The sequence below is a fragment of the Litorimonas sp. RW-G-Af-16 genome (assembly GCF_048319245.1).
In the GTDB taxonomy this organism is placed as follows: Bacteria; Pseudomonadota; Alphaproteobacteria; order Caulobacterales; family Maricaulaceae; genus Litorimonas.
The window spans coordinates 42917-69467 of record NZ_CP166993.1 but is presented as its reverse complement, the minus strand read 5'-3'; the positions used below and the strand labels follow the sequence as shown (position 1 = coordinate 69467).

Genomic DNA, 26551 nt, shown 5'->3' with positions numbered 1-26551 from the left:
AGCGCGCCTCGGAAGGAGACGCGCTTTGTTATAGTTTAGCTTTGTTAGCAGTGTCGAGACTAGAAATTATATCCGAAACGCGCACCAATCGTGAGAGGGCGGCCATAGGCAGCGCGCTCGCGGTCATTGATGTAAGTCCGTGACAATTCATTTTTCTCATTCGTCAGGTTTGTGCCGTAGATTTCAGCCATCCACTGATCGCCTGTCAAACCAACGGACATACCGAGTGTCGTCCAGCCTTTGATCTTATCACGGTTGATCGTGATAATATCGCTGAAGGACGATGATGTATGAACGATTTGCGGCATGACGTGAGCGGTTAAGCCTCCAGCCGTTTCCCACTCATAACGTGCCCGCAGATTGCCTTGGAAGCTAGGCGCAAACGCCAGGCTATCGCCGGCTTGCACGTCTTCAGTTGGCGTCAAGACTTCTGTGATTTCTGTATCCAAGAAGCTGAACGCGCCCGTGACAGTTAGACCTTCCATGCTCATAGGAGCGTAAGTGATGTCGCCCTCAACACCTTTAATTTCGGCATTGGCCGCATTATCGGAGAAGAAGAGGTTCGAAATTGCTGGATCAAAGATCGTTGTCTGCAATTTGCTGACGTCGACATAGAACGCACTACCGTTAAAGCGGACTTGATTGTCTGCGAGCGTGGTTTTCCAACCAAATTCGAAGTTATCAACGTCATCGGTATCAAGCGCGAATGGAACCGTAAAGCCGTTCGCACCTGGCGTACCACCTGGACGGTTCAGAAGGCCTGGACGGAAACCTTGTGAATATGTGCCGTAGAACAGCATGTCATCATTCGGTGTCCATATACCCGTGACCTTAAAGATCACGCCATCGGTAGCAGCCTTGTCTGGCGCGCGAAGCTCGTTGAAAATACGTTCCGCTTGACCTTGACGGTTGGCTGGCAGGGCATCGCGAATTTCGTCGACTGTATCGTCGAGCGTAAATGTCGGACGATCCGTGCCGCAATCCCGTGTAAAGGCATACACACCGTCGCCGTCATACAGATCGTTAATGTCTGTACCAAATGCGTTACGGTCTTCTTGTGAGAAGAGGTTACAGAAGGACGCGTTCGCCATACCTTCCAGATCGACTTCGATATCATACCAACGCGCACCAACTGTCAGAGCGAATTGATCGGAAAGATCAAATATACCTTCACCAAAGACACCCAGTTGCTCATCAGGACGACGTGTGTCGTTACGGAAGATCGTGTCTTCGCTAAACGCTGTGTCATCAGAGCTATAGCCTGGCCCAGGGAAACGGAAGTTATCTGGGAAGCCGACTGTGTCTGTGCCGTAGCGCACGAATTTATTACCAGGATAGGCAAAGTTCACACGCTCCTTCAGGACAAGATCGCTGTAGAAACCACCAAAGGTCGCACGGAGGCGCTTATCTGATGGTGTGTTGAAACGAAGCTCGTGTGTGTTCACGCTCAAGTTTGAGTCGATCTCACCATAAAGGTTCGGTGCCTGACATGTCCCTGTTGGCGTTGCGCCACCGGAATAGACTGAATAGTCACAGATATAGTATGGCAGATATTGTGCGATAAACAGGTAGTCGGAGTAATCGATCCGCTGATCCGCTGACCGCTTTGTGTAAGCCCCCGTATAGAGTGCTTCCAAGGCGCCCAAGCGACCTTTCAATGTCCACGAGACATTGTCGAAATCATCATCAAGTTCTGATTTCTCATAAGATTGGATGCTCAGACCATCGAGGTTTGGATCGGCAAAGAAGACACCATCTGTGTCCAATTCTTGATGCGCGTAAGCGACATTGAGTGACCAATCGTCATTAAACTCGTGCAGAGCCGAGACGCGGAAACCGAAATATTTTGCATCGTTTTGGTTCTCTTCGACGATCGCATTGGCTGACAGAAATTCAACACCATCGAGTGAGCCGCCTGTTTCATTCACAGCAGATTGGAAGCCTTGACGCGCTGTGCCGACAACGACACCGTTAGAGCGAACTGTATCAGCTGTTCTGAAACGACCAGATGCTTCAGCTGTGCGGGAGCCCGCAACACCGTCAATATAACCGCCCTGTGAGTCAAAATAGACCACGCCGCGAAGCGCTGTATTTTCACCGACTGGGACGTTGTAAACGGCTTCAGCATTAAAGCTCATATCGCCGCCTTTGGTGAAGGCTGTGCCGAATTTCAGCGCTGCTTCTTCGACACCAATTTTTGGCTTGTTCGTGATCATACGAACCATACCCGCTTGCGAGGACGATCCAAACAATGTGCCTTGTGGGCCAGAGAGAACTTCGACGCGCTCTAGGTCAGCTGCGTAAACATCAAGGTTACGACCTGGTTGTGCCAAAGGCTGCTCGTCGAGATAGAAAGCGACGTTTGGTGCCAGACCCGCCACGCCCGCAATGGATGTCGCAGGCGTTGTCGAGGCTAGACCACGAATATAAATTGTATTGTTACCTGGACCCGCACCACCGGCAGATACGCCTGGAAGCTGAACAAGATAGTCCGTGAAGACATTGACGTTTAATTCGTCAAGCGTGTCCTCACCCAAGGCCGCGACAGCGATTGGAATATCGGACGCGCTCTCGGACCGCTTCGTTGCCGTAACGATAACTTCGTCTTGCAGTTGCGCGTAAGCTGGCGCTGCGAACCCGCCGGCTAAAATAACGCCGATCGCGCTACAGGTTAGAAGATTATTTTTGTGCATGAATTTTCCCTCAGTCTTTCGGACACCGTTCATCGGCGACACATATATTTAGGTATGAGGGACTATTAAAAAATATACACGGGCTGGCTAGAGCTAAGTCGTGATTATTAGTAATAAGATCGGTAATAGTGACGCAGTGCGCCTTAAATGTCACATAAAGTTAAAGTTATATGAAAAAGCCCGTCATTTCCGTGCTTTCCGACAGGCGTCTGCGCGAAATTGAAACAGCTGACGCCACAATGATCAGCTATTAAAAACTACACCATAAGCAAATTTAATCTTTTATCGCCAGCGTGATCGCGCCCTACAACTCACGCTGGCAAAGCTTTTACTCGTCGTCTTTGAGTTTTTGCAGCAGATATGTGTGCTGCAGAGCAAGGCGCTTGGCGGTTTCTTTCAGATTAGCTGCCGCAGAATGGCCCCCGTCAATGTTCTCATAATAAAGGAAGTCATGCCCTTGATCTTCCATCCGTTTCGCCACTTTGCGGGCGTGCGCTGGGTGGACGCGGTCATCTTTGGTCGAGGTGATAAAGAAGACTTCGGGGTAGTCCGCATTTGGGTCGACATTATGGTAAGGGCTGATTGAGCGCAGGAACTTGCCCTCCACCTCGTCCTCGGGATTGCCGTATTCTCCGACCCATGACGCGCCCGCCAATAAGGTATGGTAGCGCATCATATCGAGCAGCGGCACGGCGCAGACAACGGCGTTGAACAGATCGAGCTCGCTGCGTAAACATGACGCCCATTAACAAGCCGCCATTCGAGCCGCCCTCAATCCCTAAATGCTTCGGGCTCGTGATGTCTTTGGCAATCAGATCTTCGGCCACTGCGATAAAGTCATCATAGATACGCTGACGGTCCGTCTTCAGGCCAGCCTGGTGCCACTTCGGCCCGTATTCTCCGCCGCCGCGAATATTGGCGAGAACATAGACGCCGCCCCGCTCTAACCATAATTTACCGCGCGTCGCCGAGTAGCTCGGGTTCAGGGAAATCTCAAACCCGCCATAACCATAAAGCAGCGTTGGGTTCGTGCCGTCCATTGGCGTGTCTTTCGCGCGCACCACGAAATAAGGAACTTTCGTGCCGTCAGTCGAGGTCGCAAAGAATTGCTCCGCCACCATGCTATCTGCGTCAAACCACGCAGGCAGGGATTTCGCTTTCGCCTTCTCCATCGTCGCCGTATTAAATGTCCAGAGCGTGTCTGGGGTTAGGAAGCTCTCGGAACTGATGAAAGCAATATCTTCTTTGTCATTAGTCGCGCCAATATTGACTGCGCCGTTTTCTGGGAAGTCGAGCTTTTCTGACGTCCACTGACTGCCGTCCCAATCAAAAGCATAAGCACTGCCCGCCACATCGCGTGAAATGCTCAGCAGGACTTTGGACTTGGTGACACCGTAGCCATTCATCGACGATTTTTCGTCTGGACTATATACCAAATTTACATCCGTGATCTCGCCGTCCGCCATGAAATCGCTCATCGCGAAGCTTACCAGATCACCCGACTTAAACCCGCGCCAGTCTTCGTTGAGTGACAGCAAGACCTGACCTTTAAACTCATCCCCCAAATTAGATTTTTCAGGGACAGGAAATTTAATCGGCGCTTGTGGCGCACCGTCTTTCATCGGCACCCAGAACATCTCGGAGTCATAAAACGTCATGGAACGGGAAATCACGATTTCTCGCGTCCCGTCTGACAGCTCAAACACACCTGGCCAATAGCCAACATCCGCCTGCTCACCCTCACCGAGGGTGACGGCTTCCGTGATTGGCGTGCCGCGCTTCCATAGCTTCGCGATGCGCGGATAACCGCTATCGGTGAGTGAGCCTTCGCCGAAATCAACGCCGATCACGAGGTGATCCGCGTCGAGCCAACTCGACGTACCTTTGCTCTCCTCGGTGACAAAACCGCCCTTAACAAATTCGCCTGTTTCTGCATTAAACTCACGCCGCACAACCGCGTCTTTACCGCCGTCCGAGAGGTTGATGATACACTTCGCGTAATCAGGCGCGAGGCAGTCATTCCCTTTATACACCCAGTTTTTATCTTCGTCCTTGGCCAGCTTGTCGAAGTCTAAGACTGTCTGCCATTTCGTTTCATCGCCGAGATAGCTATCCAGTGTTGACTTCCGCCAAATGCCGCGCACATGGTCTGCGTCCTGCCAGAAATTATATACTTCGCCGCCACGATAAGACACATAAGGAATTTTCTCTTTCGAGTTTAAAATCTCCAGCGCCTCAGCTTGCATTTCTGCAAAACGCGGGTCAGCCATCAGGCGGTCCAGCGAGCGCGAATTCCAGGCCTTTACTTCATCCAAGGCTTTCTCGCCCAAAACCTCTTCGAGATAGAGATGGTCATCGTCAGTCTGGCCGGGTGTATCGTATGTGAGCATGGGGCGGGTGGTGTCCTTGAGGGTTTGAGTTTGATCTTCAATGGCGTCTTTTAACGGGCTGTCAGACGTCGTCTCTGAACAAGCTATAAGGCCCAGAGCTGTGCCTGCGATCAAGGCGAGTTTGAAGGTTGGGAAACGCATAATGCTCTCCTATGGGATGAAATAATTGAGATAAAGCATCGCAAGATTTGCGTGAGGGCGCAAGTGCGCCTATGTCGCTAAATACACGAAGGACACACCATGCGGTTTTTAATCATGAACGGCGCCGGTAACCGCTTTGCGGTGTTTGATGCGCAAGACACGCCTGGCTTTACATTGGGCACAGAGAAGGTCAAAGCGATCTGCCAGCCAGGCAGCCCCGTCATGGGCGAGAGGGGTGCGGATCAACTTGTCATCCTGCGTCAGCCAAAGTCGCCAGACGCCGATATTTTCATGGAAATCTGGAACCGCGAAGGGTTCGAGGTTGATGCCTGCGGCAACGCCACGCGCACAACGGCGTGGCTTTATATGCGCGATAATGATGTTGACGCGTGCATCGTGCAGACCAATGATACGCTGCTGCATTGCCGCTTGGCGGGGGATATGAAAGTCGCCGTTGATATGGGCCCACCCAAGCTCGACTGGACGCAAATCCCGCTCAAAGAAGCCATGCACACCCATCATATTGATGTGAAACTCGGCCCGATTGATAATCCCGTACTGTCTAACCCCGGCGCGGTCAGCATGGGCAATCCGCATTGCGTCTTTTTCGTCGAGGATTTCACCACGGTCAAACCCGAACGCGCGGGCCCGATGATCGAGTTCCACCCGCTTTTTCCTGAACAAGCTAATGTCGGCTTTGCCAAGGTTGAGGCCCGCGACCGTATCCGCCTGAAAGTCTGGGAACGCGGCGTCGGCATGACCCTCGCCTGCGGCACAGGTGCTTGCGCTGCCGTGGTCGCCGCCGTTCGCCAAAAACGCACAGACCGTAAAGTCGACGTCGAAGTCGATGGCGGGCTGCTGCAGATCGAATGGCGCGATGCGGATGATCACGTCATCATGACTGGGCCCGTGGAGTTAGAAAGCGAAGGGGTTGTTTGACCAATAAATATTTGACCTCACCCCAACTCTGCCACAACCAAATCCTGTATGCCCATACGCCCTGCGCCGCCTGCCCAATGGCCGCGCTCTAATTTCGTGATCGTCAGCCCGTGCCGCGCGTAGAGCGCTCGCACCCACGCCATATCAAACGCCATCGCCGCTTCGGGGTTTTGTTTAAGTGTCGTGCGGGAGACATCGTTAACGGCGTAGCGGAAGTCCATTATGTCTGACGACGTCCCCTCCTCCCATAAATACCAAGAGATCAGACAGGTCGCGCCCGGCTTCATCACGCGCACAATCTCGGCCATATAACGGTCAATATCGGCTTCGAACATATGGGTAAAAACGGAGGTTAAAATCACCCAATCAAACGCAGCATCTTCTGACGGAAAGCAAAGATCCTGCGCCTGTATCTGTCCTGTCGGATTATAACGGGCGTTGAAGACATCGGTGTGAGTGAAGTGGAAATTGGGCGCGTCGGCATAGTGTTTTTGGCACCACGCTATTCCCGCTTCGTCAATGTCAAAGCCGTGATACTCGCCCGTCAGCCAACCGACCATGGGCCGCGCCATGCGCCCCTGCCCGCAACCCGGCTCCAGCACATGCATATCAGCCGTCAGCCCAAGGTCTTTCTGTAGCGCAAAAAATCCATCTCCGACCCCCGCAAAATCACCGCCCCCGATTGAGGTCTGTGCGCGAGACGGCACACGCTTGGCCGTGATGGGACGCGCTATATCAAGCAAGTGATAGCCCAACCGCTTCACCCGCGTGCGCATCGCTAGTGGCATGATGTGTTTGAGCTTTGCGATCATGCGTCCGCCATAGCCCTGTCGGCTTCGCTTGACCAGAGAGAGTTTAGGCACCACATAGCGGCCCATGACGGAGCAGGCTAAAATTATCAATCTCGGCTGCCGCCTGAACGCCTATGAAGCGGACGTGATGGCGGGGCATGCGCGGGATGCGGGGCTGACCGATACGGTCGTCATCAACACCTGCGCCGTGACCAATGACGCCGTGGCCGAGAGCCGCCGCATGGTGCGCAAAGCCAAGCGCGAAAACCCTGACGCGATGATTGTCGTGACTGGCTGCGCGGCACAAATTGACCCGACAGCCTTCGCCGCTATGAAAGATGTTGACCGCGTCATTGGCAATCATGAGAAAATGTCGCCACACACATTTGATCCAGACACCCTCGCCGCATCTGAACCCATCCGCGTCAACGACATTATGAGCGTAACGGAAACGGCCCCGCAATTCATGGGCAGCGGCAATCAGATCTTGAATAAATCTCAATCTCGCACGCGGGCTTTTCTGCAGGTTCAGAATGGCTGTGATCATCGCTGCACATTTTGCATTATTCCCTATGGCCGCGGCAATTCTCGGTCTGTGCCAGCGGGCGAAGTCGTCGGCTCCGTAAAATCGCTTGTCGCGCAAGGTTATAAAGAAGTTGTGCTGACGGGAGTCGATTTAAGTAGCTGGGGCGGTGACTTACCCGCGCAGCCGCCGCTCGGTGATTTGGTGCGGCGCGTGTTGAAACTCGTCCCTGACCTGCCGCGTCTGCGCCTATCCTCCATCGACCCTGCCGAAGTCGACGACGTCCTGTTTGACCTCCTTATCCATGAGCCGCGCATGACGCCCTATCTGCATATTTCTCTGCAGGCAGGCGACGACATGATCCTCAAGCGTATGAAGCGCCGCCACTCTCGCGCGCAAGCCGTCGAGTTGTGTGCAAACCTGAAATCCGCACGGCCAGACTTTACGTTTGGCGCAGACATCATCGCAGGCTTCCCGACCGAGGACGAGATAATGTTCGCGAACTCGCTCTCCGTGATCGACGAAATCGGCATACAGTGGCTGCACGTCTTTCCTTATTCTGCGCGCGAAGGCACGCCTGCCGCTAAAATCCCGCCTGTGAACGGCGCGGTTGTTAAAGCGCGCGCCAAAACGCTACGCGATGAAGGCGCGCGCGTGAAAGCCGCCCATCTCGCCTCTCGGATCGGCGACACAGACATCGCTTTGTTCGAAGACACAGGGCTGGGCCGCCTCCCCGACTTTTCAATGATCAAAGTGGACAATCCCCCCGCAGCGGGTAGTTTAGCAAATGTGGCTGTGACAGGCGCGGATTCAGAGACTTTACAGGGATGCGTCATAGAAGAGGCGCAAAGCGAGCGCAGCGAACGACAGGGACTTTAAAAATTGGCTGAAGAAAAGAAAAAACGCGGATTCCTCTCGAAACTTGGATTCAAGTCTAAGGAAGAAAAACTCGCTGAGGAAGCCGCCAATCGGGCCGCGCAGCAAAAACTGGTCGATGACCAGATGGCCGCGCGCATGGCCGCCATTAACGCGGCTGCCCTGAAATCTGCGCGAGAGCAAGACGAGGGAAAAACCGAAACATCGGCCGAAGAAATCGCCGCGATTGAGGCGGAGGAAAAGCGCCAAGCGGAGATCCAAGCCGCCCGCGATGTGGCGCGTGCCAAACAACTTGCCGAGGAACGCGCGCGCAAGGCGGAAGCAGAAAAAGCCGCCGCTGAAGACACCGCACGCAAAGCCAAAGAGGCGGCTGAACGTGAGGCGGAACAGGCCAGGCTGAAGGCTGAAGCCGAGCTTAAACGCGAGGCAGAAATCAAAGCCCGCGCCGAGGAAGAAGCCCGCATTCGCGCTGAGGAAGCCAAAGCCCTCGCAGAAGCCGAGGCCAAATCTAAGGCCGAAGCGGCTGCCCTCAAGGCGCGTCAGGCCGCTGAAGCGAAGGCCCGTGCCGAAGCCGAAGCCGCGCGGGAATTAGAAGAAAAACATCTCGCCGAGGAAGCTCGCCTAAAGGCTGAAGCCGAAGAGGCTGCACGGATCGAGGCCGAACGACTGGCGGCCGAAAAAGCGGAGCAGAAACGCCTTAAGCAAGAGGCCGAAGAGGCTGAACGTCGGGCGACGATCGCAGCAGAACAAGCCGCGCGGGAACAAGTTGAACGCGAGGCTCGCGAGGCGAAACGTGCCGAAGAAGCGGCGAAGGAACGTGAAGCCGCAATCGCGCGGGGCGAAGACCCTGACGCGCCGAAATCCGATCCTATGGCAGAGGGCGGATTTTTGGGTCGCATCACAACGGGCCTGAAAAAATCAACGTCACGCATGTCCGATAGTGTCTCGGCGGCGTTCACCAAACGGACTTTGGATGATGCGGCGCTGGAAGAACTGGAAGACATCTTGATCGCATCAGATCTGGGCGTAGGTGTCGCGACGAAAGTAACGTCACGTCTCGCCGCCGATAAATTCGATAAGCAGGTAACAGACCTTGAAGTCAAAATCGCACTGGCGGACGTGATCTCTGATATTCTGACGCCGCTCGAAAAGCCGATTGCGCTTGGGCTGGCTAAGCCGCAAATTCTCTTATTTGTTGGCGTCAACGGGTCGGGCAAGACAACCACGCTGGGCAAAATCGCCAAGCGTTATCGTGACCAAGGCAAGAAAGTCTTGATCGCGGCGGGCGACACGTTCCGCGCCGCTGCCGTTGAACAACTCACGGTCTGGGGCGAGCGAGCTGATGCGCCCGTGATGTCAGCGAAACCTGGCGCGGACGCGGCAGGACTTGTTTATGACGCTATCACGCGCGCCCGCGAAGAAGATTTTGACATTCTGATGATCGACACAGCGGGTCGTCTGCAAAACCGCACGGAATTAATGGACGAATTGTCCAAGATCATCCGCGTGATCGAGAAGCAAGACCCCTCCGCGCCCCATCACTCAATTTTGGTCCTCGACGCAACTGTCGGACAAAACGCCCTGCTGCAAACCGAAGCGTTTCGAGAAACCGCCAAAGTCAGCGGCCTGATCATGACAAAGCTCGACGGCACAGCCAAAGGCGGCGTGTTGGTGGCGCTGTCAGATAAATTTGGTCTGCCCATTCACCATATTGGAATTGGCGAGCGCATCGAAGATCTCGAAAATTTCTCCGCTCCCGTCTTCGCCGCCGCGCTATCCGGCGTGGCCGACGCGATGAAAGAATAATTGATGACCGATCCCACAAATATTAGCCCCTCGCAGCCCTTGCCGAAATCCAAGCCGAGCTTCTGGCTCGACTTCGGGCCATTGCTGGTTTTCTTTATCGCATTTCAGTATTTTAAGCGGACGGGCAATGCCGATAATGCAATGCTATGGGCGGCGGGGATCTTTGCGGTTTGTGCCGTGATTGCGGTGGGCATTTCTTGGCTTAAGCACAAATCAGTGTCGGGCATGCTCATCTTGGGGACCGTCATTATTGTGATCACGGCAGGCATGGCGCTGGCCTTTGACAACAAAGTTATTTTCTATATGAAGCCGACGATCACGAATATCCTATTCGGGGTCGGCGTCATTGGCGGGGTGTTCCTTAAGCGCAATATCATTGAGATGCTGATGGGCGGGGCGATTAAGATGCCGCTTGAGAAATGGAACACACTCGCCATTCGCTGGGGTCTGTTTTTCTTTGCCATGGCGGCCCTAAACGAAATTATTTGGCGCACGCAGACAGAGGATTTCTGGGTAAATTTCAAGGTCTTTGGCTTCCTCCCTATCACGGTTGTCTTCACACTGACGCAGCTGCCGTTCATCCAAAAACACGGCAAGATTGTAGGCGCCGACACGTCCACAGATTAGCCTTCACCTTTCATTAACTTCACGAACTTGCAGCGCTTGCGTCTGCGCTCAACCTCCCCCAATGGCCTGCGTGGGAACTGGGTTGGACATGGGCATGGGTTATCAAGTGCAGGACAAGACACATCGCGTGGATCAAGTGATCCGCTCCATCGAGGCTGGCGATGAGTGGACGCCCGCGCAGACGCGCGACCAAGCGCATTTATATCAGCTTCTCGCCGCACATAATGTTGGGTTTTCGGAACCCTTCACGGCGGAGCAGGAAGCTCTGAATAGCTACCTGACATCTATCAAAGCCAGTAAGCGCCTGTGCAGCTACGCATGGCGGCAATACGCATCGACCCTCTAAATTTTGTCGTTTTCAGCTTATGCCGCATTGAAAGCGGCGCGTAGCCTGCTATAAGCCTCGCAACTATAGTTACGAGGATTATCATGGCATCTTTAGACAGCTTCAAATGTGAGCGCGAAATTAAAGTTCGCGGCGGCACTTATACGTATTACGATCTGAAAGAGGCGGAGAAGAACGGCCTGAAAGACATTTCAAAACTGCCGCGCTCTCTGAAAGTTCTGCTCGAAAATCTGCTGCGGTTTGAAGACGGCAATACCGTCAAAAAAGAAGACATCCAAGCGATCGCAGATTGGTTGGGGCCAAAGACCTCGACGCATGAGATTGCCTACCGTCCTGCCCGCGTGCTGATGCAAGATTTCACAGGGGTGCCTGCCGTCGTTGATTTGGCTGCCATGCGTGACGCCATGGTCAATTTGGGCGGATCGCCTGACGCGATTAACCCGCTCAACCCCGTGCATTTGGTCATCGACCACTCCGTCATGGTGGATTATTTCGGCACGCCGCAAGCGTTTAAGAAAAACGTCGCCCGCGAATATGAGCGCAATGGCGAGCGCTATGACTTCCTCAAATGGGGGTCTAAGTCCTTCGACAATTTCGCTGTGGTGCCTCCTGGAACAGGTATCTGTCATCAGGTGAACCTCGAAAACCTGGCGCAGACGGTTTGGACGAAAACTGAGAATGGCAAGACTTATGCTTTCCCTGATACACTTGTCGGCACTGACTCGCACACCACTATGATCAACGGCCTGTCCGTTCTCGGTTGGGGTGTTGGCGGGATCGAAGCTGAAGCGGCCATGCTCGGACAGCCGATCTCCATGCTGATCCCAGAAGTCGTTGGCTTTGAGTTGACAGGTAAATTGCCAGAAGGCGCCACAGCGACAGACCTCGTTCTGCGCGTTGTGGAAATGCTCCGCAAAAAAGGCGTGGTTGGCAAGTTTGTGGAATTTTACGGCAAAGGTCTCGACTCTCTGTCGCTCGAAGATCAAGCGACGATTGCCAATATGGCACCCGAATACGGCGCGACATGTGGCTTCTTCCCTGTTGATGAAGACACGCTGAAATATCTCGAAGCGACGGGTCGTGACAAACAACGCATCGAACTCGTCGAGGCGTATTCCAAGGCGCAAGGCCTCTGGCGTGATAGCAGCACACCCGTCTTTACAGACACACTGTCCCTCGACATGGACTCCATTCGCCCTGCGATCTCGGGCCCAAAACGCCCACAAGACCGCTTTGACCTCAAAGGCGCGAATGTGAAATTTGCGCAAATCTTGCGTGACGAATTTAACAAGACGCCTAGCGGCGACAGCGCGGTGCCAGTGGGTGGCAAAGACTTCTCTGTTGATCACGGCGACATTTTCATCGCGGCGATCACATCCTGCACGAATACATCTAACCCATCCGTGATGATGGCGGCGGGCTTGCTCGCGAAAAAAGCCAATGCGCTTGGCTTGCAAGTCAAGCCTTGGGTCAAAACTTCGCTGGCACCTGGCTCGCAAGTCGTGGGTGAGTATTTGGAGAAATCCAAGCTGCAGAAAGAGCTGAACCAGCTTGGCTTTGACGTTGTCGGTTATGGTTGCACAACCTGTATCGGTAACTCTGGCCCTCTGGCCCCTGAATATGCCAAAGCGATTGCAGATGGTGATTTGGTCTCCTGCTCTGTATTGTCGGGTAACCGCAACTTCGAGGGCCGTATTGGGCCGGATATTAAAGCTAACTTCCTCGCCTCCCCGCCGCTTGTCGTCGCTTATGCGCTGGCTGGCTCTATGCACCATGATTTCGACAATGATCCGCTCGGCGTCGACGGTGACGGCAATGATGTCTACCTCAAAGATCTGTGGCCAACGTCCAAAGAAATCGCCGACGTCGTGCGCAAGATCATCACGCGCAAAATGTTCACCGAACGCTATGCCGATCTCTATAAGGGCGACAAGGAATGGCAGAAAATCAAAGTCGCGGGTGGCAAGACATATGATTGGGCGCCGAAGTCCACCTATGTCCGCAACCCGCCTTATTTTGAAGGCATGACCACGACGCCAGAACCGATTGAAGACGTGAAGGGCGCGAACATCCTCGCGCTTCTGGGCGACTCGATCACAACAGACCACATCAGCCCAGCCGGCGCGATCAAGCATGACGGCCCTGCGGGTGACTACCTGACTGCCAATGACGTGCCGAAGAACGAGTTTAACTCTTTCGGCTCCCGTCGCGGCAATCACGAAGTCATGATGCGCGGCACCTTCGCCAATATCCGTATCAAAAACCTGATGGCCCCTGGCACAACGGGTGGCGTGACGAAGCACATTCCATCTGGCGAAGTCATGTCCATTTTTGACGCAGCGCAAAAATATCATGAGGCTAACACCGATCTCGTGATTTTTGCAGGCGGTCTGTATGGCAATGGTTCATCCCGTGACTGGGCGGCCAAAGGCACGATCCTGCTCGGCGTGAAAGCCGTGATTGCAGAGAGCTTTGAGCGTATTCATCGCTCCAACCTCATCGGCATGGGCGTCCTTCCACTGGAATTCCAAAAGGGTGATACATGGCAGTCCCTCGGCCTGAAAGGTAGCGAGACCGTCAGCATCGCCAATATTGCAGACCTGGAGCCACGCGGCACGCTCGATGTTAAGATCGACTTCCCAGACGGCAAGTCCAAGACTGTTACTGTCAATGTTCGGATCGATACTGACAACGAACATGAATATTATAAAAATGGCGGCATCCTGCATTACGTCCTGCGCAACCTGGCCCGTGAGGCGGAAGCGGCGGAATAAGTTTCGCAGTTATACGATTTAAAATCAGCCCGTGGATAAGCTCTGCGGGCTTTTTTGTGTCTGCTAGTCTCGGCTTAACCGACGACCATCTAGTGGCCCGAGTTGCGGGGAGCGGCCTTTGCCCTCTAGCACCCACGTAATAAAATGCTCACAATTATTGATGATCACATTATAGCGCTGCCCCTTTTTCAGACGCGCGCGGGCGACGATTTCTGCACCTGACAATGTATGAGCATAAGGCACCAAAGTGATGATATTGCCCTGCGCAAACGCCGCCATATCTGTTTCCTCGACTTTCCCAAATCGGCGGGAAGCGTGGATGACTGTGCCGTAGCCTGTCGCCAAACCATAGTGGCGGATCACGCCGTAAGCTTTCACAACCAGCAAGCTGCCAGCGGGATAAATGCGCGGGGCGCGCTCAAAAGGATAATTGCTCATAATCCCCCATAAGCAAATCCCGCCCAAAAGAAAAGGCAGAGCCGCAGCCCTGCCTTTGTCGTTGTATGATCGACCTGACTATCCGCGGTAAGAGCCGTCTCGCCAATATGTTCGGCCATTGGCAGCATTGTAGTAATAGTAACGCCCCGCCTGCTGATCATAAATCAGTTCTTGGCCGTCGGCACCGCGTTTGATCACGGTAGGCTCATTCATGTTTTTATCTTTTTGTTGGCCCGCGTAAGCCCCGCCTGCACCGCCGACAATCGCGCCGATCGCGGCACCTGTGCCTGCATCGCCGCTGCCTGTATTATTGCCAATCACTGCGCCAGCAACAGCCCCAGCGGCCGCGCCAATGGCAGCGTTCTTTTCAACATTGCCTGTCGTTGTGCAGGCAGACAATCCGATCAAGCTCACGCTCGCAACAGATAAAATCATAGGTTTCAACATAGCGGTTCTCCTTTAATGATGCTTTATGAGAGCGCTCAATAACGGCTAAATTGTGGTCAGGTGACTGCCAAGACATTACACTTAAGCAAGCTGTGGCAGCGCAATAAATGGCCAAGACTGCCTTAGCCGTCCGAGGTTATTTTGGGCAAAATTAGAGCCTAGTCAGCGACAACGATCTTGTTTGTGTAAACACGACCATCATGCTCGATCGTGATAGTCTCGACCGTTTCCAACTCGAGTGTCGGATTAAATAGTTCATCTTCCGCCACATAATGATTGTAGTAAATCGTGCCGTCCTCTGCCGTAACAGGGATCAGTCCTGATGTTTCAATGGCTGACATGACGTCTGTCCGCGGCTCTATGGTCGTCTCTGATAGGACGCGCTCGACTGGCGCAGATGAGCGCTCAGGATTGTCGGCCGCCATGACTGGGGAGGCATAAATCACGGCAGCGCTGCTTACGACGATGAGGGGTAATAATAGCTTTGACATGGTGTTCTCCTATGTTTGTGTTACTACCCAATAACTCTGTGACGTTATTTTTGTTCCGAAAGCACCCGCTATATGACTTTTGAAATGCTCTTCTCGCTTATTAATCTTAGCGTTCTGCCCGCTTGGGCTTTGCTCATACTTGCGCCGCGATGGTCGGGGACGCGGGCCTTGGTTCACTCCATGCTTTATCCGCTTATGCTAGGCCTACTCTACGCCGTATGTCTTGGCTTGGCTGTGTTTGGTGGGATGGGCGCAGAGGGCGGCGGATTTAATTCCATCGCCCAAGTGCGCGCTCTTTTTGCGAGCGATATTGGCATCATCACAGGCTGGGCGCATTATCTCGTCTTTGATTTGTTTGTCGGCGCATGGGAAGCGCGAGACGCGAAGCGCCGAGGCTTTTCTCACTGGCTCCTCATCCCCTGCCTCTTGTTGACATTCATGGCTGGGCCTTTCGGCCTGCTGCTCTATGTCATACTGCGCAAGGTGACAGGGAAAGGTGGCTGGGCGTTAGAGGCGCAGGCCAAATAGCGCCTCTGCCTCATTCAATTAATCATCAACGATTAAATGAATTAAGCAGGACGGATAGGACAGCCCGCGAAGCCAGCATCCGTGACGGATACCGAATAATTAGTTTTGTTTCTCACGAAAGTAGCTTCGCGGCGGTGTTTGTTGATCAGCGGCCAGTTGTTCGCATCCAGACATTCCTTAGAATATCGAAATGATCGGCCCCGCTTAAAAAGGGTCACGCACGCGGCTGTCACTCCGGATACGCTTAACCACACCGTCCTCTGATCCAAAACCTGACGCGTTCCTGTCCCAAGATCAGAAGAACGAGAGTGTTGTATCACACGGTGCGAAGGCGGGGATTAATCTGTTGAGATTTCTGTAATAATTCCAAAGCTGACATTAAGTTTACTTTGTTTTCAATACCTATATATTCGACGAATGAACTTAAAAAGTATCAAGCTTGAAACAGAAAACTATCTGAAAAGCAAAGGCTTAGAGCCAAACCCAAATTTACCCTTGATTGAAAATATAAATGAGGTGTCGCCTCGCAATGCCCGAGATGTTGCTTCGCGTATGTTCGCGATGAGTAATCTAATTGGAATGGGCTATGGGGCGAAGAGGTCAAGGTTGAAGAAAGATTTAAAAACTTTCCAGCTTTGGCCATTCGTGACTGAAGCAGAACGAAAGAATTTGAACTCTTTTAGGTTAAGCGAAGACATAAAAGTGCACTATCAATGGCTTTGTGAGTGCTGCCAAGCTTTAGCATGGTGCCTTAATCTGGTGGAGATGGATCACTTTAAACGCTGCGATCCTGATTTAAGTGACAAGGTTCCTCCAAAAACAGACCCGTCTAGTTTCATAGAAAAAGCAACACTCAGACCTATGATCGACATTCAACGGCAAGTAGATTTGCTTTACCGATTACATTGGAATGCAAAGTTTAGAGACCGCCACATGAATGTGAAGAATCTGAATTATAATGTAATTGTTGAAAGGCGCAGAGCAATTGATTGGGTCTACGGTTTAGGTAAACGATGGGATGATATTGCTCTGGATACCTAATGTCCGCAATGCCCCCTCAGCAGACCTCTTCCACCCCCCACACCCGCGACGTAATGGGGCTTTCCTTCTGTCTCTAAATCAACATACGAGCAGAGAGGGCTCTAGGGTTTTGTGAGGTTCACGTCACAGATAATTCCGCGACCAGAACGACCAAAGGGGGAAGACATCAAAAGTGCATCGTCATTTTCTTTGTAAAGCAAACCCTCCGAAACCGATTTCAGTTTCAACTCTGGAAAGGTAAATGGCACGGGTGCGAGTTCTTGAAAGGGGGTGTCAAAGCCCTCGGTGTAAACTGTCCTCCAAACTCCGTTTTCAAAAACCTCGCCTTTGACATCGTCAAATATGACATGGGTCAGCGCGCCGCCTTTCGCAGGGCCGTTCGCCATGGCGTGGACATACCATGTTAAGGCGCGACCATCGACGGGTATTGGATTGGGGTAGGATAAATCTATGCCTGAAATGTCCAACTCACTGAGCGCGTCGGGGCTTTCCACGATGAGCTTTTGAAATTGTAGGGTGTTGAAATCTGCCTCCAAACGAATGCGGTGCCATGTGTTTGGCGCAAGGGTTCGGCCGAGCTGTTTGGGCTCCCAAATATCATTATTATCTGGCTGACCTGCATGTGACTTGCCGGTGCCGCGCGGCAGTGCAACCAGACCATCTCTCGTCAGAATAACGAGGGCCGCGAAATCCTCTTGGCTAAAACGCGTGGGGTTTTCTGTTCCGCCAACAAACTCGACATTGACGCCAAACCAAATATTGTCAGCGAGATCCTCATCAAACCAGACCCAAGCCTCAATGGCGGCAGGGCCAGGCGCATCCAGATAATTCGGAATGGTCTTCGACGTCGAAAAAGCGACCGTTGAACTCACACGCGCGGGCAGGTTGGAGGCGGACGCGCAAGATGCCATAAATGTCACGGCTGCGATAATACCCGAGAACTTAAACATGGCTTTAGCATATCATTGTCCGCGCTTTTCTTCAATCTGCTGGCCCGTATGGCATAGGCGACACTCTCTCGCGGGCCTATGATAGGTGAAACATCGACGCCTTCGTCCTGCAACATTTCAGATATGAGAGCGTTTCGTTGGCTGTCTATTTATGCCTAGAAACTCGCTATTGGATCACCGAACAGGCCCGTATCAGGCACGATGCCCAGCCCCGGCTCCTTTGGGCAGATCAATATGTCCCTCGCGAACAATGATGCCCGCATTGGAGTCGTAATGCCCTTCAATATAGGGCGCGGCGATCCATACGCCTTCGAGTAATTTGGGTGTCACGGTGGCGCCAATATGCGCGCAAGCGGCCGCGATAATATCCCCGCCCCAGCTATCGTCACAGGTATGAGGTATCGTATGTGCAGCGCATATATCGCGGAAGGTTGTCATAGGCTGCAACCCGCCCAATCGCGTGACCTTCATCCCGAAGCCGTCAATCATACCCGAACTCACGGCGCGAGTTACCGTGTTTATATCAACGCCACTTTCGTCCATATAAATGGGGTGCAAGACGTGTGAGCGAAGATCAAACAAGTCTTGGGCAGTGTTGCAGGGCTGCTCTAGGATAAAGGGAATGTCTTGACATTCACGGCTAACACGCACGGCATCTCTTTTTGTCCATCCGCGATTGGCATCAACCGCGAGGCGCATATTTGTGCCGATGACCTCCCACGTCTTGCGGATGACTTCGATGTCAATTTCAATGGGTCGCCCGCCGAGTTTGATTTGGAGGCGCGGATAGCCCTCTTTCATTTTGTCAGCCGCAATCAGCGCAATCTCATCTGGGGCTGCGATGGCTGTGGCATAGTAAGACGGTATCCGGTTTTGCATAGCTCCGCCCAGTAAAGCCGCAACACTCTGGTCCGTGTGCTTTCCCAAAACATCGTGGGCGGCAATGTCGATAGCGGCTTTGGCGTAATTATGCCCATTTAAAAGATCACCCATATAGCTGTGAAGTTTGCGCAGACCGTCAAGCTCTACCCCGATCAATCCTGGCGCCATTTGCGTGAGGGCCGCAATCGCCCCTAGCGCATGACTCTCTGCATAGGTTGGCCCAACGGGACAGGTCTCACCCCAGCCAAAGAGGCCGTTATCCATTGTTATTTTGACGAGTATGGTTTGTAGCGACCAGACATGTGTGCTGGCCATGAGATATGGCCCGTTTTTCACAGGAAGGTCGTGACTATAAATTTCGATAGATTTTATCTTCATATCGTTTTGCATCCCTGCGCGTGCGCCGCGACGTGACCTTGCACATATATTTTCCAGCGGCGTAAGTCTTAATCCTATGAAATCGTGCTTTTACATGGGAGCATAAAATTCACTTATCGAATGGCTGCCGTGTTGACCTAGATACAATTTGGGCGAAGGATGGCGTCTTACGCTACATTGAAAGTTGAGCCATGAGTACAGACGCTGCCCTTTCCCAATCAACGCCCGCCAAATTATATCAAACTTGAAAACGAACCCCAATTTGATGCGCGCAAACACCTAAATTTGGGCTCACCTGAAACTATCATCACACTCTCGCAGTTGGGATACACCGAGGCTGAGGTCAAAGACTGCCCAACCTCTTTTGGCGTTAGCACGGCGTTTAAAATTCTGTCTGACGAAGGCGTCGCGGTCATGCATGAAACCTGCAATGCCATGTATGCCAACAGAAATGTCAGTGTCGGCACAGGCGTCAACAGGCTCGGCTCATATGTTCGCGGTGCGGGCTACCGATCTCAGTTTATCAAAGACTTTTGTGACAGCCCTGAATTAGCCGAGCACTTATCCGCCATGGCAGGCGTATCGCTCGCGCGACATTCCGTGCCCGCCGTTGCGTGCGGCGTGAACTATGCACCAAAGGATATTCGAAAAGCGGTTGATAGCTGGCATGTCGACTCGGTTGCCTTTGACATAGTTATGATGGTGTCTGACCCAACCATTCTGGAGGGCGGTGAATTTCAATATTTCCATGGCACTAAAATGGAAGGTCAAAGTCTGTTGGGGATTGAGGGCGAAGAAGGGGTGGATGTGGAACTGCCCCCGGACCGCGTTGTGACTGTGCCTTTCCCCGCAGCAGGTTACGGCTTCATGCAGCAAGGGAATATGATCTTCCATAGGGCTTGCCGTCTGAAGAAAAAAGCGGAGCGCATTACAATGATCCCCTCATTCGTTGTCACGCCTGCCACCGCGAAAGATGCCACAAATTCTATCAATATGTCGGGGTGGGATGACCCAGGCCTCCCCGCAGAACTTGCACGTCATGAGGCGTGGCGCGCCTCTGCACGCCTTGAGAAACTCATCGACACAATCAGTTTACATGACGACACCACTGCTCTGGTCCAGCAATTAGATGAAGCTTTGGAACCTCTATTGAAATTTCGAAACCGCATCTCCGCACCTGGAAAATCATAATGTCGGATATTGAAAACAAGAGCGTTCTTGTGACAGGTGCCGCAGGGTGTATTGGGGCGTGGGTCGTTAAAAAGCTGCTGGATCAAGGCGCAAAACCCGTCGTCTTTGACCTGACGGAAAACCGCGAACGGCTTCATTTAATTATGCCTCATGCAGCGGATGTTGTGTGGGAAATAGGCGACATTACTGATTATGAGCAGCTTTGCAGCGTCATAAAAAAGCATGATGTTTTCGCCGTTATTCACCTTGCCGCGCTACAAGTCCCCTATTGCAAGATAGATCCTATCGGCAGCGCAAAGGTCAATGTCCTCGGCACCGCCCATATCCTCGAAGCCTGCCGCCAACACAATATTCAACGCCTTGCCTTTGCAAGCTCAATCGCGTCTCCCGCCATGGGTGATAATGACTATCTCGCAACGCTCTACGGCGCGCATAAAGTTTGCGGTGAGCAAATGGCGGCTGTCTATTGGCAAGATTGGCAGGTGCCGAGTGTTTGTATTCGTCCAGGAGTGATCTACGGCCCAGGACGAGATCGCGGCATGAGCGCCGCACCAACCGTTGCGATGCTTGCGGCATTTAATGCGCAAAGCCATATTATTCCGTTCTCTGGCCCTGTCGCTTTTGTGTATGTTGAGGATGCTGCTGACAGATTTATTGGGGCCGTTTCCCGAGAGATCGAGGACGCCCATGTGTTTGATATGCAAGGCACAGAAGCGGATGTTGCCGATGTCGTTCGCGAAATACGCCGCCAGATAGAAGGCGCAAACATTGAAATAATTGGCAACCCACTTCCCTTCCCCCATGCACCCGATGATGGGGCGCTGAACAGCTTCTTGGGCGCGAAGGCATATAAGTCTATGAAAGACGGTATCGCGCATACATTAGAAACATTTGAGCGAGCCCGTGTGCGTGGCATATTAACCGCCGACATGGCCAGCAAAATGATAGAGCAAAGTTCATGAAATTAATTCGGTTTGGGCCTCAGGGATTTGAGAAAGCTGGCGTGATCGATCATCGCGGACAGGCGCGCGATATAAGCGCTCTTATCGCTGATTGGACAGGCGAAACTATTGGTAACGCGGTTGAGATCATCGGCGGCAAGGATCTCTCTCGCTTTCCAGCCGTGGACAACGCTGTGCGCATCGGCGCGCCAGTGGGGGGTGTAGGCAAGATTATCGGTTGCGCACTGACCTATGGGAAGCACGCACAAGAGGCGGGTTTGGAAACGCCAAAAGAACCCATGTTTATGCTGACATCCCGCACAGCGATTAATGGCCCTTTCGATGACGTTGTGATCCCGCGTGGCGGCACAGAGCTAGACTGGGAAGCAGAACTTGTAGTCGTGCTGGGTAAAGGCGGCAGTTATATTCCTGTCGAAACCGCGATGGATCACGTTGCGGGATATTGCGTTGGCAATGACGTCTCAGAACGTCAGTTTCAACTCGAACGCGGTACGCAATGGACAAAAGGGAAAAGTGCCGACACCCTCAAACCCTTTGGCCCGTGGCTGGTGACAAAGGATGAAATACCCAACCCCAATGCCTTGGATATTTCCATCAAGATTAACGGCGTGACGCGGCAAAGCAGTAATACAGGGGATATGGTGTTTTCTGTGGCGGAGCTCATTTCCAACATTTCAAATTACGTTCGCTGGGAAGCGGGCGACCTTATGTTTACGGGGACGCCGCCAGGCGTAGGATACGGCATGACGCCTCAGCTTTATTTGAAAGCTGGAGATATAATGGAACCCAGCATTGCAGGGCTTGGTGCACATCGCAGCAAGGTCGTCTCTTACAATGGATAACCGCGTTGTCATCGTTACGGGCGGCGCGCAAAATATTGGTCTCGCGATCGCGCAAGGCTTTCTGGCAGAAGGGTATACTGTCATTGTCGCCGACATCAATCCGCCCGCTGATCATAACCTGATCTTTCATCAAACAGATGTCGCACATGAAGACAGCGTCTTAGCCTTGATGAACCGAGTTAAAACTGAATTTGGGCGATTGGATGTTCTTGTGAACAATGCCGGCATCTGTATCGAGGTGCCGATCAAAGACATGACCGTTGAAGAGTGGGACAGAGTCATGGCGGTCAATTTGCGCAGCGTCTTCCTGATGACAAAACAAGCCTTTTCCCTCATGACCAACGGTATCTCCACTGCCCCTGCTATCGTCAATATCAGTTCTATCGAGGGTCTTGCGGCCAACCCCATGCACGGTGTTTACGCCGCTTCCAAAGGGGCCGTCGCCAGCTTCACGCATAATACAGCCCTCGAGTACGGGCCACACGGTATTCGCTGTAATGCGATCGCGCCTGGATGGATCAACACGCCCTTTAACGAAAAATTTCTAGCGCAATATCCTAACCGCGAGACAGTCGATTCAGAGATTAAAAACCTCCACCCCGTTGGCCGTTTAGGCTTGCCCGAAGACATCGCCAATACGGCGGTCTATCTGGCCAGTGAAAAAGCGAGCTTCATCACTGGGCAAGAAATTATCGTTGCAGGCGGGCGCATGGCTAAACTTCCGCTTCCGAGCCTTTAGGGTCGAGTGTGGCAGGAGAATAAAATATGGCAGGATCACCTCGAAGACTGAAAGATTGCGTAGCGCTTATTACAGGCGGCGGCAGCGGCGTCGGTTTTGAATGTGCCAAAGGTTACATCGCGGCCGGTGCGAAAGTTTTGATCGTCGGACGGAATGAAGAAACGCTAAAATCCGCCTGCAAATCGCTCGGCCGTCATAGCGATTATCTCGCTGGCACTGTGACTGACCCAAAATTTGCTCAAGCTGCTATGGCAAAGGCCAAATCAGGTTTCGGCAAGCCCGTCGATATACTGATCAATAATGCAGGGACGATATTGCGCAAAACGGCTGAAGCTACATCAGACGAAGACTGGGCCGCAGTGATGTCTATTAATGTCGATGGTGTGTTTTATTTTAGCAGAGCCTTTGCGCAGCAAGCCGTGGGGAAAGGCGCGATAGTGAACCTGTCCTCGACATGCGGGCAAGTAGGCGCAGCGGGACTGGCCGCCTATTGTGCCTCCAAAGGTGCGGTGGATCAGCTCACACGCGCTATGGCCTTGGAACTCGCGCCGCGACAGATTACAGTCAATGCGGTGGCTCCAGGCGCAATAAATTCCCCCATGCTATTTTCAAAACATACCGACCCGAAGCTCTCTGAAACTGTGATAGAACGTAATATTGAAAGCATCCCCATTGGCGCAGTGGCAGAACCAGAAGAGGTTGCCCGCGCCGTCATGTTTCTATCGCAAGAGACGCACATCACAGGGACAATCCTGACAGTTGATGGCGGCTATACGGCTGTTTAAATTTGAGTGAAGCTAGTCTGGTGTTCGCCAGACCAGACACCGCCTCCTAATGCCTGAAATGGCGCATGCCTGTGAACACCATGGCGATATCTTGGGCGTCCGCGGCGGCTATCACTTCGTCATCGCGGATAGAGCCGCCAGGTTGAATGATCGCTGTGGCGCCTGCTGACGCAGCCGCAAGCATGCCGTCGGCAAAGGGGAAGAAAGCATCAGAAGCACAGGCGCAGCCTTGTGTGCGCGGCGTGTCCCACCCTGCAGCGGCTTGCGCGTCTTCGGCTTTCCGCGCAGCAATTCTAGCTGAGTCGATACGGCTCATTTGACCCGCCCCAATGCCTGCCGTGCTGCCGTCTTTGACATAGATGATCGCATTTGATTTCACGTGTTTGGCGACTTTCCACGCCATGCGGAGGTCCGCCATTTCCGCATCTGTCGGCTTGCGTTTCGTCACGACTTTTAAATCACTATCGGCGACATACCCATTATCGCGGTCTTGGACGAGGATCCCGCCCGCCACATTGCGTTGCGTCATAGACGGCGCTTTGACGTCTGGCAGGCCACCCGCAATCAAGAGGCGCAAGTTTTTTTCTGCGCAAAAATTTCCACGGCGTCAGGGTCGGCAGATGGCGCGATAACAACTTCGGTGAAGACTTTGACGATCTCCGTTGCCGTCTTCGCATCCAGATTTCCGTTCAGCGCGACGATGCCGCCAAAGGCCGAAACAGGATCGCAGGCCAGCGCATTTTGATAGGCCGTGATGAAGTCATCGGCGACGGCGACGCCGCAAGGATTGGCGTGTTTGATGATAGCGACGGCAGGCTTAGCCCCAACAGCGACTGAGCCAAATTCTGCGACGAGTTCATAGGCCGCATCGGTATCGTTGATATTGTTATATGACAGCGCCTTGCCTTGAAGTTGTTCCGCCGTAGCAACACCGGGACGGTGTGACCCGTCAGAATAAAACGCCGCTGTTTGGTGTGGATTCTCGCCGTAACGAAGCGCTTGCTTGAGCGTGCCGCCTTGGGCGCGGTAGGCGGGAGCGGGGTCATGTAATTGCGCCGCAAACCAATTCGCAATGGCCGCATCATAGGCCGCGGATCGTGCGTAAGTTTTCGCGGCGAGTTTTTGTCGTAGCGTCCCTGTCGTCTGCCCGCCATTCGCGTCCATATCAGCCAGCACCTCATCGACATCGTCCGCGTCTGTGCAGACTGCGACGTGGGCGTGATTCTTGGCCGCCGCGCGGATCATGGCAGGGCCGCCAATATCAATATTCTCGACACACATTTCGTAGCTACCGCCGCCCGCAACCGCTTGCTCAAACGGGTAAAGATTGACGATGAGCAGATCAATAGAGAGGATGCCGTGTTCATGCATCGCGTCTTTATGGCTCGCCAAGTCGCGGTCACCTAGCAAACCGCCATGGACCATTGGATGCAGCGTCTTCACGCGCCCGTCCATCATCTCAGGAAACTTCGTAAGCTCTGTGACGTCTTTGACGGGGATACCCGCAGCGGCAATCGCTTTATGCGTGCCGCCCGTGGAGACGAGCTTCACGCCGCGCTCATGCAGGGCAGCCGCTTGAGCGAGCAGGCGTGATTTGTCGGACACGGAAATCAACGCGCGCTTCACAGGCGCGAGTCTAGCAGGATCAAAGGCAGGAAGATCGGGATTGGGCGCGGGCATAATGTATGAATCCATCTAGAGGTAAATAAGCGCTCGGCCTATCACGGCTTGGGTTGAGTGACCAGTGGGACAACATTATTTGGCGTCACATCTGGGGATGATTTAGACGCAGCAGGCGCGTCGTCCAAAGCCCCATTCGGCGAATAATCTGGCAAGAGCTGTTGCAGCGCACGACGCACATCAGGTTTATTGCGAGTCTCTATTGCAGCGATCAATCTATCGATTCGGCGCAGCACAGAGGCTGGATCCTCAATATCGCCATTCAAGCGGCGGACGGCATCCAAGCTAGTTGGAATTAATTCTTCATCATCATATTGCAAAACTTCTGAAAGCTTTTCGCCGGGTCGCAGTCCGGTGTATTCCACCTTAATATCGACATCGGGAATTTTCCCGCGCAGGCGAATAAGTTGCCGCGCAAGATGGCGGATATTCACAGGTTCGCCCATTTCCAACACATAGATATTCCCACCCGCATTGGCTTGACCATTGGAGGTCTGTGCGCTGAGCGCGGCGGCTTGCAAGACCAAGGTCGAGGCTTCTTCGATCATCATGAAATAGCGGTCAACATCGGGGTGGGTGACTGTGACGGGACCACCGCGCGCGATTTGTTCTTCAAACAAATTCACGACGGAGCCGCGCGATGCCAAGACGTTGCCAAACCGCACAGCGGCCGCTTGCATATGCGGCGTCATCGACTGAAAACTGAGCGTAAGCATTTCCACAATACGCTTACTCGCGCCCATAATATTGACAGGGCTGACAGCTTTATCCGTCGAGATCAAAATAAAATGCGCAACGCCATTCGCCTTGCAGTGATCCAAGACAACTTTGGTGCCAAGGATATTCGTCCGCAATGTTTCCAGCGGATTCTCCTCGCCCAACGGCACGTGTTTAAGCGCCGCCGCATGCAGGACGATCTCTGGCTTTTCAGCCTCGAAAATTTCGGCGATACGGTCCGATTGCGTGACGTCTGCCAGATAGCTTTTCCAGTCTTTCCCTTCGCCCTTCGGCATAAGCGGACGGATCGCATGTTGGAGCTGGAATAAATTATACTCGTTCTGATCCAGCAATATCAACTTGGCGGGCGACAGCGCCGCAATTTGCTCGCTTAATTCTGACCCGATAGAGCCGCCCGCGCCCGTAATCAAAACGCGACGCCCTGCCATTAATCGGCGCACAGGGGTTTGGTCGAGTGTGCGCATGTCGCGACCAATTAAATCCGCCGCTTCAAACTGATTGAGCTTCCCCCCATTTCATTAGAATTACGAGAAAGCGGTGCGCCTAATTCTGA

Annotated in this window: 23 protein-coding genes and 1 pseudogene; 13 read left to right on the top strand and 11 right to left on the bottom strand. The window is 53.1% G+C overall.

Translation table 11 applies throughout. From position 1 onward, the window contains the following. Nucleotides 1-59 precede the first annotated feature (59 nt). The 3 genes from AB8615_RS00315 to AB8615_RS00305 all read right to left on the bottom strand — a co-directional run bounded on the left by AB8615_RS00315 (nt 60) and on the right by AB8615_RS00305 (nt 5224). A complete protein-coding gene (locus tag AB8615_RS00315; protein WP_418152488.1) occupies nt 60-2693 on the bottom strand; it encodes a TonB-dependent receptor in 2634 nt (877 codons plus the stop codon). Nucleotides 2694-3021: 328 nt separating this feature from the next. Then, nucleotides 3022-3369: a prolyl oligopeptidase family serine peptidase gene (locus AB8615_RS00310; protein WP_418152487.1), complete on the bottom strand. Its 348-nt coding sequence runs from the start codon at nt 3367-3369 to the stop codon at nt 3022-3024. After that, nucleotides 3260-5224 (bottom strand): prolyl oligopeptidase family serine peptidase, encoded by a 1965-nt coding sequence (locus tag AB8615_RS00305; RefSeq protein WP_418152486.1) that lies wholly within the window; start codon nt 5222-5224, stop codon nt 3260-3262. Before AB8615_RS00305 ends, AB8615_RS00310 begins: the two co-directional genes overlap by 110 nt. A 99-nt stretch (nt 5225-5323) precedes the next feature. On the opposite strand from AB8615_RS00305, the gene dapF reads away from it, so the two are divergent. Next, entirely contained in the window at nt 5324-6163 is an 840-nt protein-coding gene (gene dapF, locus AB8615_RS00300; protein WP_409432963.1) for a diaminopimelate epimerase, read from the top strand. A gap of 17 nt (nt 6164-6180) precedes the next feature. Here the strand turns inward: dapF and AB8615_RS00295 are convergent, their stop codons facing one another. After that, nucleotides 6181-7041, bottom strand: a complete 861-nt coding sequence (locus AB8615_RS00295; RefSeq protein WP_409432962.1) for a class I SAM-dependent methyltransferase — start codon at nt 7039-7041, stop codon at nt 6181-6183. Here AB8615_RS00295 and mtaB point away from each other — a divergent pair. From mtaB to acnA, 5 genes are all read left to right on the top strand, one after another. Next, nucleotides 7040-8356: a tRNA (N(6)-L-threonylcarbamoyladenosine(37)-C(2))-methylthiotransferase MtaB gene (gene mtaB / locus AB8615_RS00290; protein ID WP_409432961.1), complete on the top strand. Its 1317-nt coding sequence runs from the start codon at nt 7040-7042 to the stop codon at nt 8354-8356. The genes AB8615_RS00295 and mtaB overlap by 2 nt on opposite strands. A 3-nt stretch (nt 8357-8359) precedes the next feature. Next, complete coding sequence (gene ftsY / locus AB8615_RS00285; protein ID WP_409432960.1) at nt 8360-10159, top strand: signal recognition particle-docking protein FtsY; 1800 nt, start codon at nt 8360-8362, stop codon at nt 10157-10159. A 3-nt stretch (nt 10160-10162) separates the two neighbouring features. Beyond that, nucleotides 10163-10786, top strand: coding sequence for an inner membrane-spanning protein YciB (locus AB8615_RS00280; RefSeq protein WP_409432959.1), 624 nt, complete (start codon nt 10163-10165; stop codon nt 10784-10786). A 94-nt stretch (nt 10787-10880) separates the two neighbouring features. Continuing rightward, the gene (locus AB8615_RS00275) at nt 10881-11132 is read left to right on the top strand and encodes a hypothetical protein (RefSeq protein ID WP_409432958.1); all 252 of its coding nucleotides are present in this window, start codon (nt 10881-10883) and stop codon (nt 11130-11132) included. An 83-nt stretch (nt 11133-11215) separates the two neighbouring features. Further along, a complete protein-coding gene (gene acnA / locus AB8615_RS00270) occupies nt 11216-13906 on the top strand; it encodes an aconitate hydratase AcnA (protein ID WP_409432957.1) in 2691 nt (896 codons plus the stop codon). Nucleotides 13907-13969: 63 nt separating this feature from the next. On the opposite strand, the gene AB8615_RS00265 is transcribed toward acnA, so the two are convergent. The 3 genes from AB8615_RS00265 to AB8615_RS00255 all read right to left on the bottom strand — a co-directional run bounded on the left by AB8615_RS00265 (nt 13970) and on the right by AB8615_RS00255 (nt 15282). Further along, entirely contained in the window at nt 13970-14344 is a 375-nt protein-coding gene (locus AB8615_RS00265; RefSeq protein ID WP_409432956.1) for a lecithin retinol acyltransferase family protein, read from the bottom strand. Between the two features lie 78 nt (nt 14345-14422). Further along, nucleotides 14423-14779 (bottom strand): glycine zipper domain-containing protein, encoded by a 357-nt coding sequence (locus AB8615_RS00260; protein ID WP_409434106.1) that lies wholly within the window; start codon nt 14777-14779, stop codon nt 14423-14425. Nucleotides 14780-14949: 170 nt separating this feature from the next. Next, a complete protein-coding gene (locus tag AB8615_RS00255; protein WP_409432955.1) occupies nt 14950-15282 on the bottom strand; it encodes a hypothetical protein in 333 nt (110 codons plus the stop codon). Between the two features lie 72 nt (nt 15283-15354). Here AB8615_RS00255 and AB8615_RS00250 point away from each other — a divergent pair, with 72 nt between their 5' ends. Then, a complete protein-coding gene (locus tag AB8615_RS00250; protein WP_418152485.1) occupies nt 15355-15810 on the top strand; it encodes an ABA4-like family protein in 456 nt (151 codons plus the stop codon). Nucleotides 15811-16227: 417 nt separating this feature from the next. Then, nucleotides 16228-16851, top strand: coding sequence for a DUF4272 domain-containing protein (locus AB8615_RS00245; protein WP_409432953.1), 624 nt, complete (start codon nt 16228-16230; stop codon nt 16849-16851). A gap of 101 nt (nt 16852-16952) precedes the next feature. Here the strand turns inward: AB8615_RS00245 and AB8615_RS00240 are convergent, their stop codons facing one another. Further along, nucleotides 16953-17801: a hypothetical protein gene (locus AB8615_RS00240; protein ID WP_409432952.1), complete on the bottom strand. Its 849-nt coding sequence runs from the start codon at nt 17799-17801 to the stop codon at nt 16953-16955. Between the two features lie 192 nt (nt 17802-17993). Beyond that, complete coding sequence (locus AB8615_RS00235) at nt 17994-19061, bottom strand: mandelate racemase/muconate lactonizing enzyme family protein (RefSeq protein WP_418152484.1); 1068 nt, start codon at nt 19059-19061, stop codon at nt 17994-17996. A 285-nt stretch (nt 19062-19346) separates the two neighbouring features. Between AB8615_RS00235 and AB8615_RS00230 the strand changes: the two genes are divergently transcribed. From AB8615_RS00230 to AB8615_RS00210, 5 genes are read left to right on the top strand one after another with little or no spacing between them, the layout of a single operon-like run. Further along, nucleotides 19347-20252 carry a HalD/BesD family halogenase gene (locus tag AB8615_RS00230; RefSeq protein WP_418152483.1) on the top strand — a complete coding sequence of 302 codons (906 nt, stop codon included), beginning with the start codon at nt 19347-19349 and terminating at the stop codon, nt 20250-20252. Beyond that, nucleotides 20252-21214, top strand: a complete 963-nt coding sequence (locus AB8615_RS00225) for an NAD-dependent epimerase/dehydratase family protein (RefSeq protein ID WP_409432949.1) — start codon at nt 20252-20254, stop codon at nt 21212-21214. The genes AB8615_RS00230 and AB8615_RS00225 overlap by 1 nt, the downstream gene beginning before the upstream one ends. Further along, the gene (locus AB8615_RS00220; protein ID WP_409432948.1) at nt 21211-22056 is read left to right on the top strand and encodes a fumarylacetoacetate hydrolase family protein; all 846 of its coding nucleotides are present in this window, start codon (nt 21211-21213) and stop codon (nt 22054-22056) included. Before AB8615_RS00225 ends, AB8615_RS00220 begins: the two co-directional genes overlap by 4 nt. Further along, nucleotides 22049-22795, top strand: a complete 747-nt coding sequence (locus AB8615_RS00215; protein ID WP_418152482.1) for an SDR family NAD(P)-dependent oxidoreductase — start codon at nt 22049-22051, stop codon at nt 22793-22795. The genes AB8615_RS00220 and AB8615_RS00215 overlap by 8 nt, the downstream gene beginning before the upstream one ends. A gap of 26 nt (nt 22796-22821) precedes the next feature. Further along, the gene (locus AB8615_RS00210; protein ID WP_409432946.1) at nt 22822-23580 is read left to right on the top strand and encodes an SDR family NAD(P)-dependent oxidoreductase; all 759 of its coding nucleotides are present in this window, start codon (nt 22822-22824) and stop codon (nt 23578-23580) included. Between the two features lie 46 nt (nt 23581-23626). Here the strand turns inward: AB8615_RS00210 and purH are convergent. Further along, a pseudogene (gene purH, locus AB8615_RS00205) lies at nt 23627-25260 on the bottom strand (bifunctional phosphoribosylaminoimidazolecarboxamide formyltransferase/IMP cyclohydrolase). A gap of 41 nt (nt 25261-25301) precedes the next feature. Further along, entirely contained in the window at nt 25302-26462 is a 1161-nt protein-coding gene (locus AB8615_RS00200; RefSeq protein WP_418152481.1) for a polysaccharide biosynthesis protein, read from the bottom strand. Nucleotides 26463-26551 lie beyond the last annotated feature (89 nt).

Excerpts from the sequence above, each read along its gene's own strand:
- AB8615_RS00295 (WP_409432962.1), bottom strand. The coding sequence starts at position 7,041 with ATGGGCCGCTATGTGGTGCCTAAACTCTCTCTGGTCAAGCGAAGCCGA.
- AB8615_RS00210 (WP_409432946.1), top strand. The coding sequence starts at position 22,822 with ATGGCAGGATCACCTCGAAGACTGAAAGATTGCGTAGCGCTTATTACA.
- AB8615_RS00265 (WP_409432956.1), bottom strand. The coding sequence starts at position 14,344 with ATGAGCAATTATCCTTTTGAGCGCGCCCCGCGCATTTATCCCGCTGGC.
- AB8615_RS00235 (WP_418152484.1), bottom strand. The coding sequence starts at position 19,061 with ATGAAGATAAAATCTATCGAAATTTATAGTCACGACCTTCCTGTGAAA.
- AB8615_RS00250 (WP_418152485.1), top strand. The coding sequence starts at position 15,355 with ATGACTTTTGAAATGCTCTTCTCGCTTATTAATCTTAGCGTTCTGCCC.
- AB8615_RS00315 (WP_418152488.1), bottom strand. The coding sequence starts at position 2,693 with ATGCACAAAAATAATCTTCTAACCTGTAGCGCGATCGGCGTTATTTTA.
- AB8615_RS00310 (WP_418152487.1), bottom strand. The coding sequence starts at position 3,369 with ATGATGCGCTACCATACCTTATTGGCGGGCGCGTCATGGGTCGGAGAA.
- AB8615_RS00305 (WP_418152486.1), bottom strand. The coding sequence starts at position 5,224 with ATGCGTTTCCCAACCTTCAAACTCGCCTTGATCGCAGGCACAGCTCTG.
- AB8615_RS00225 (WP_409432949.1), top strand. The coding sequence starts at position 20,252 with ATGTCGGATATTGAAAACAAGAGCGTTCTTGTGACAGGTGCCGCAGGG.
- AB8615_RS00255 (WP_409432955.1), bottom strand. The coding sequence starts at position 15,282 with ATGTCAAAGCTATTATTACCCCTCATCGTCGTAAGCAGCGCTGCCGTG.
- AB8615_RS00200 (WP_418152481.1), bottom strand. The coding sequence starts at position 26,462 with ATGCGCACACTCGACCAAACCCCTGTGCGCCGATTAATGGCAGGGCGT.
- dapF (WP_409432963.1), top strand. The coding sequence starts at position 5,324 with ATGCGGTTTTTAATCATGAACGGCGCCGGTAACCGCTTTGCGGTGTTT.
- AB8615_RS00260 (WP_409434106.1), bottom strand. The coding sequence starts at position 14,779 with ATGATTTTATCTGTTGCGAGCGTGAGCTTGATCGGATTGTCTGCCTGC.
- mtaB (WP_409432961.1), top strand. The coding sequence starts at position 7,040 with ATGACGGAGCAGGCTAAAATTATCAATCTCGGCTGCCGCCTGAACGCC.
- AB8615_RS00215 (WP_418152482.1), top strand. The coding sequence starts at position 22,049 with ATGGATAACCGCGTTGTCATCGTTACGGGCGGCGCGCAAAATATTGGT.
- AB8615_RS00275 (WP_409432958.1), top strand. The coding sequence starts at position 10,881 with ATGGGTTATCAAGTGCAGGACAAGACACATCGCGTGGATCAAGTGATC.
- acnA (WP_409432957.1), top strand. The coding sequence starts at position 11,216 with ATGGCATCTTTAGACAGCTTCAAATGTGAGCGCGAAATTAAAGTTCGC.
- AB8615_RS00245 (WP_409432953.1), top strand. The coding sequence starts at position 16,228 with ATGAACTTAAAAAGTATCAAGCTTGAAACAGAAAACTATCTGAAAAGC.
- AB8615_RS00220 (WP_409432948.1), top strand. The coding sequence starts at position 21,211 with ATGAAATTAATTCGGTTTGGGCCTCAGGGATTTGAGAAAGCTGGCGTG.
- AB8615_RS00240 (WP_409432952.1), bottom strand. The coding sequence starts at position 17,801 with ATGTTTAAGTTCTCGGGTATTATCGCAGCCGTGACATTTATGGCATCT.
- AB8615_RS00280 (WP_409432959.1), top strand. The coding sequence starts at position 10,163 with ATGACCGATCCCACAAATATTAGCCCCTCGCAGCCCTTGCCGAAATCC.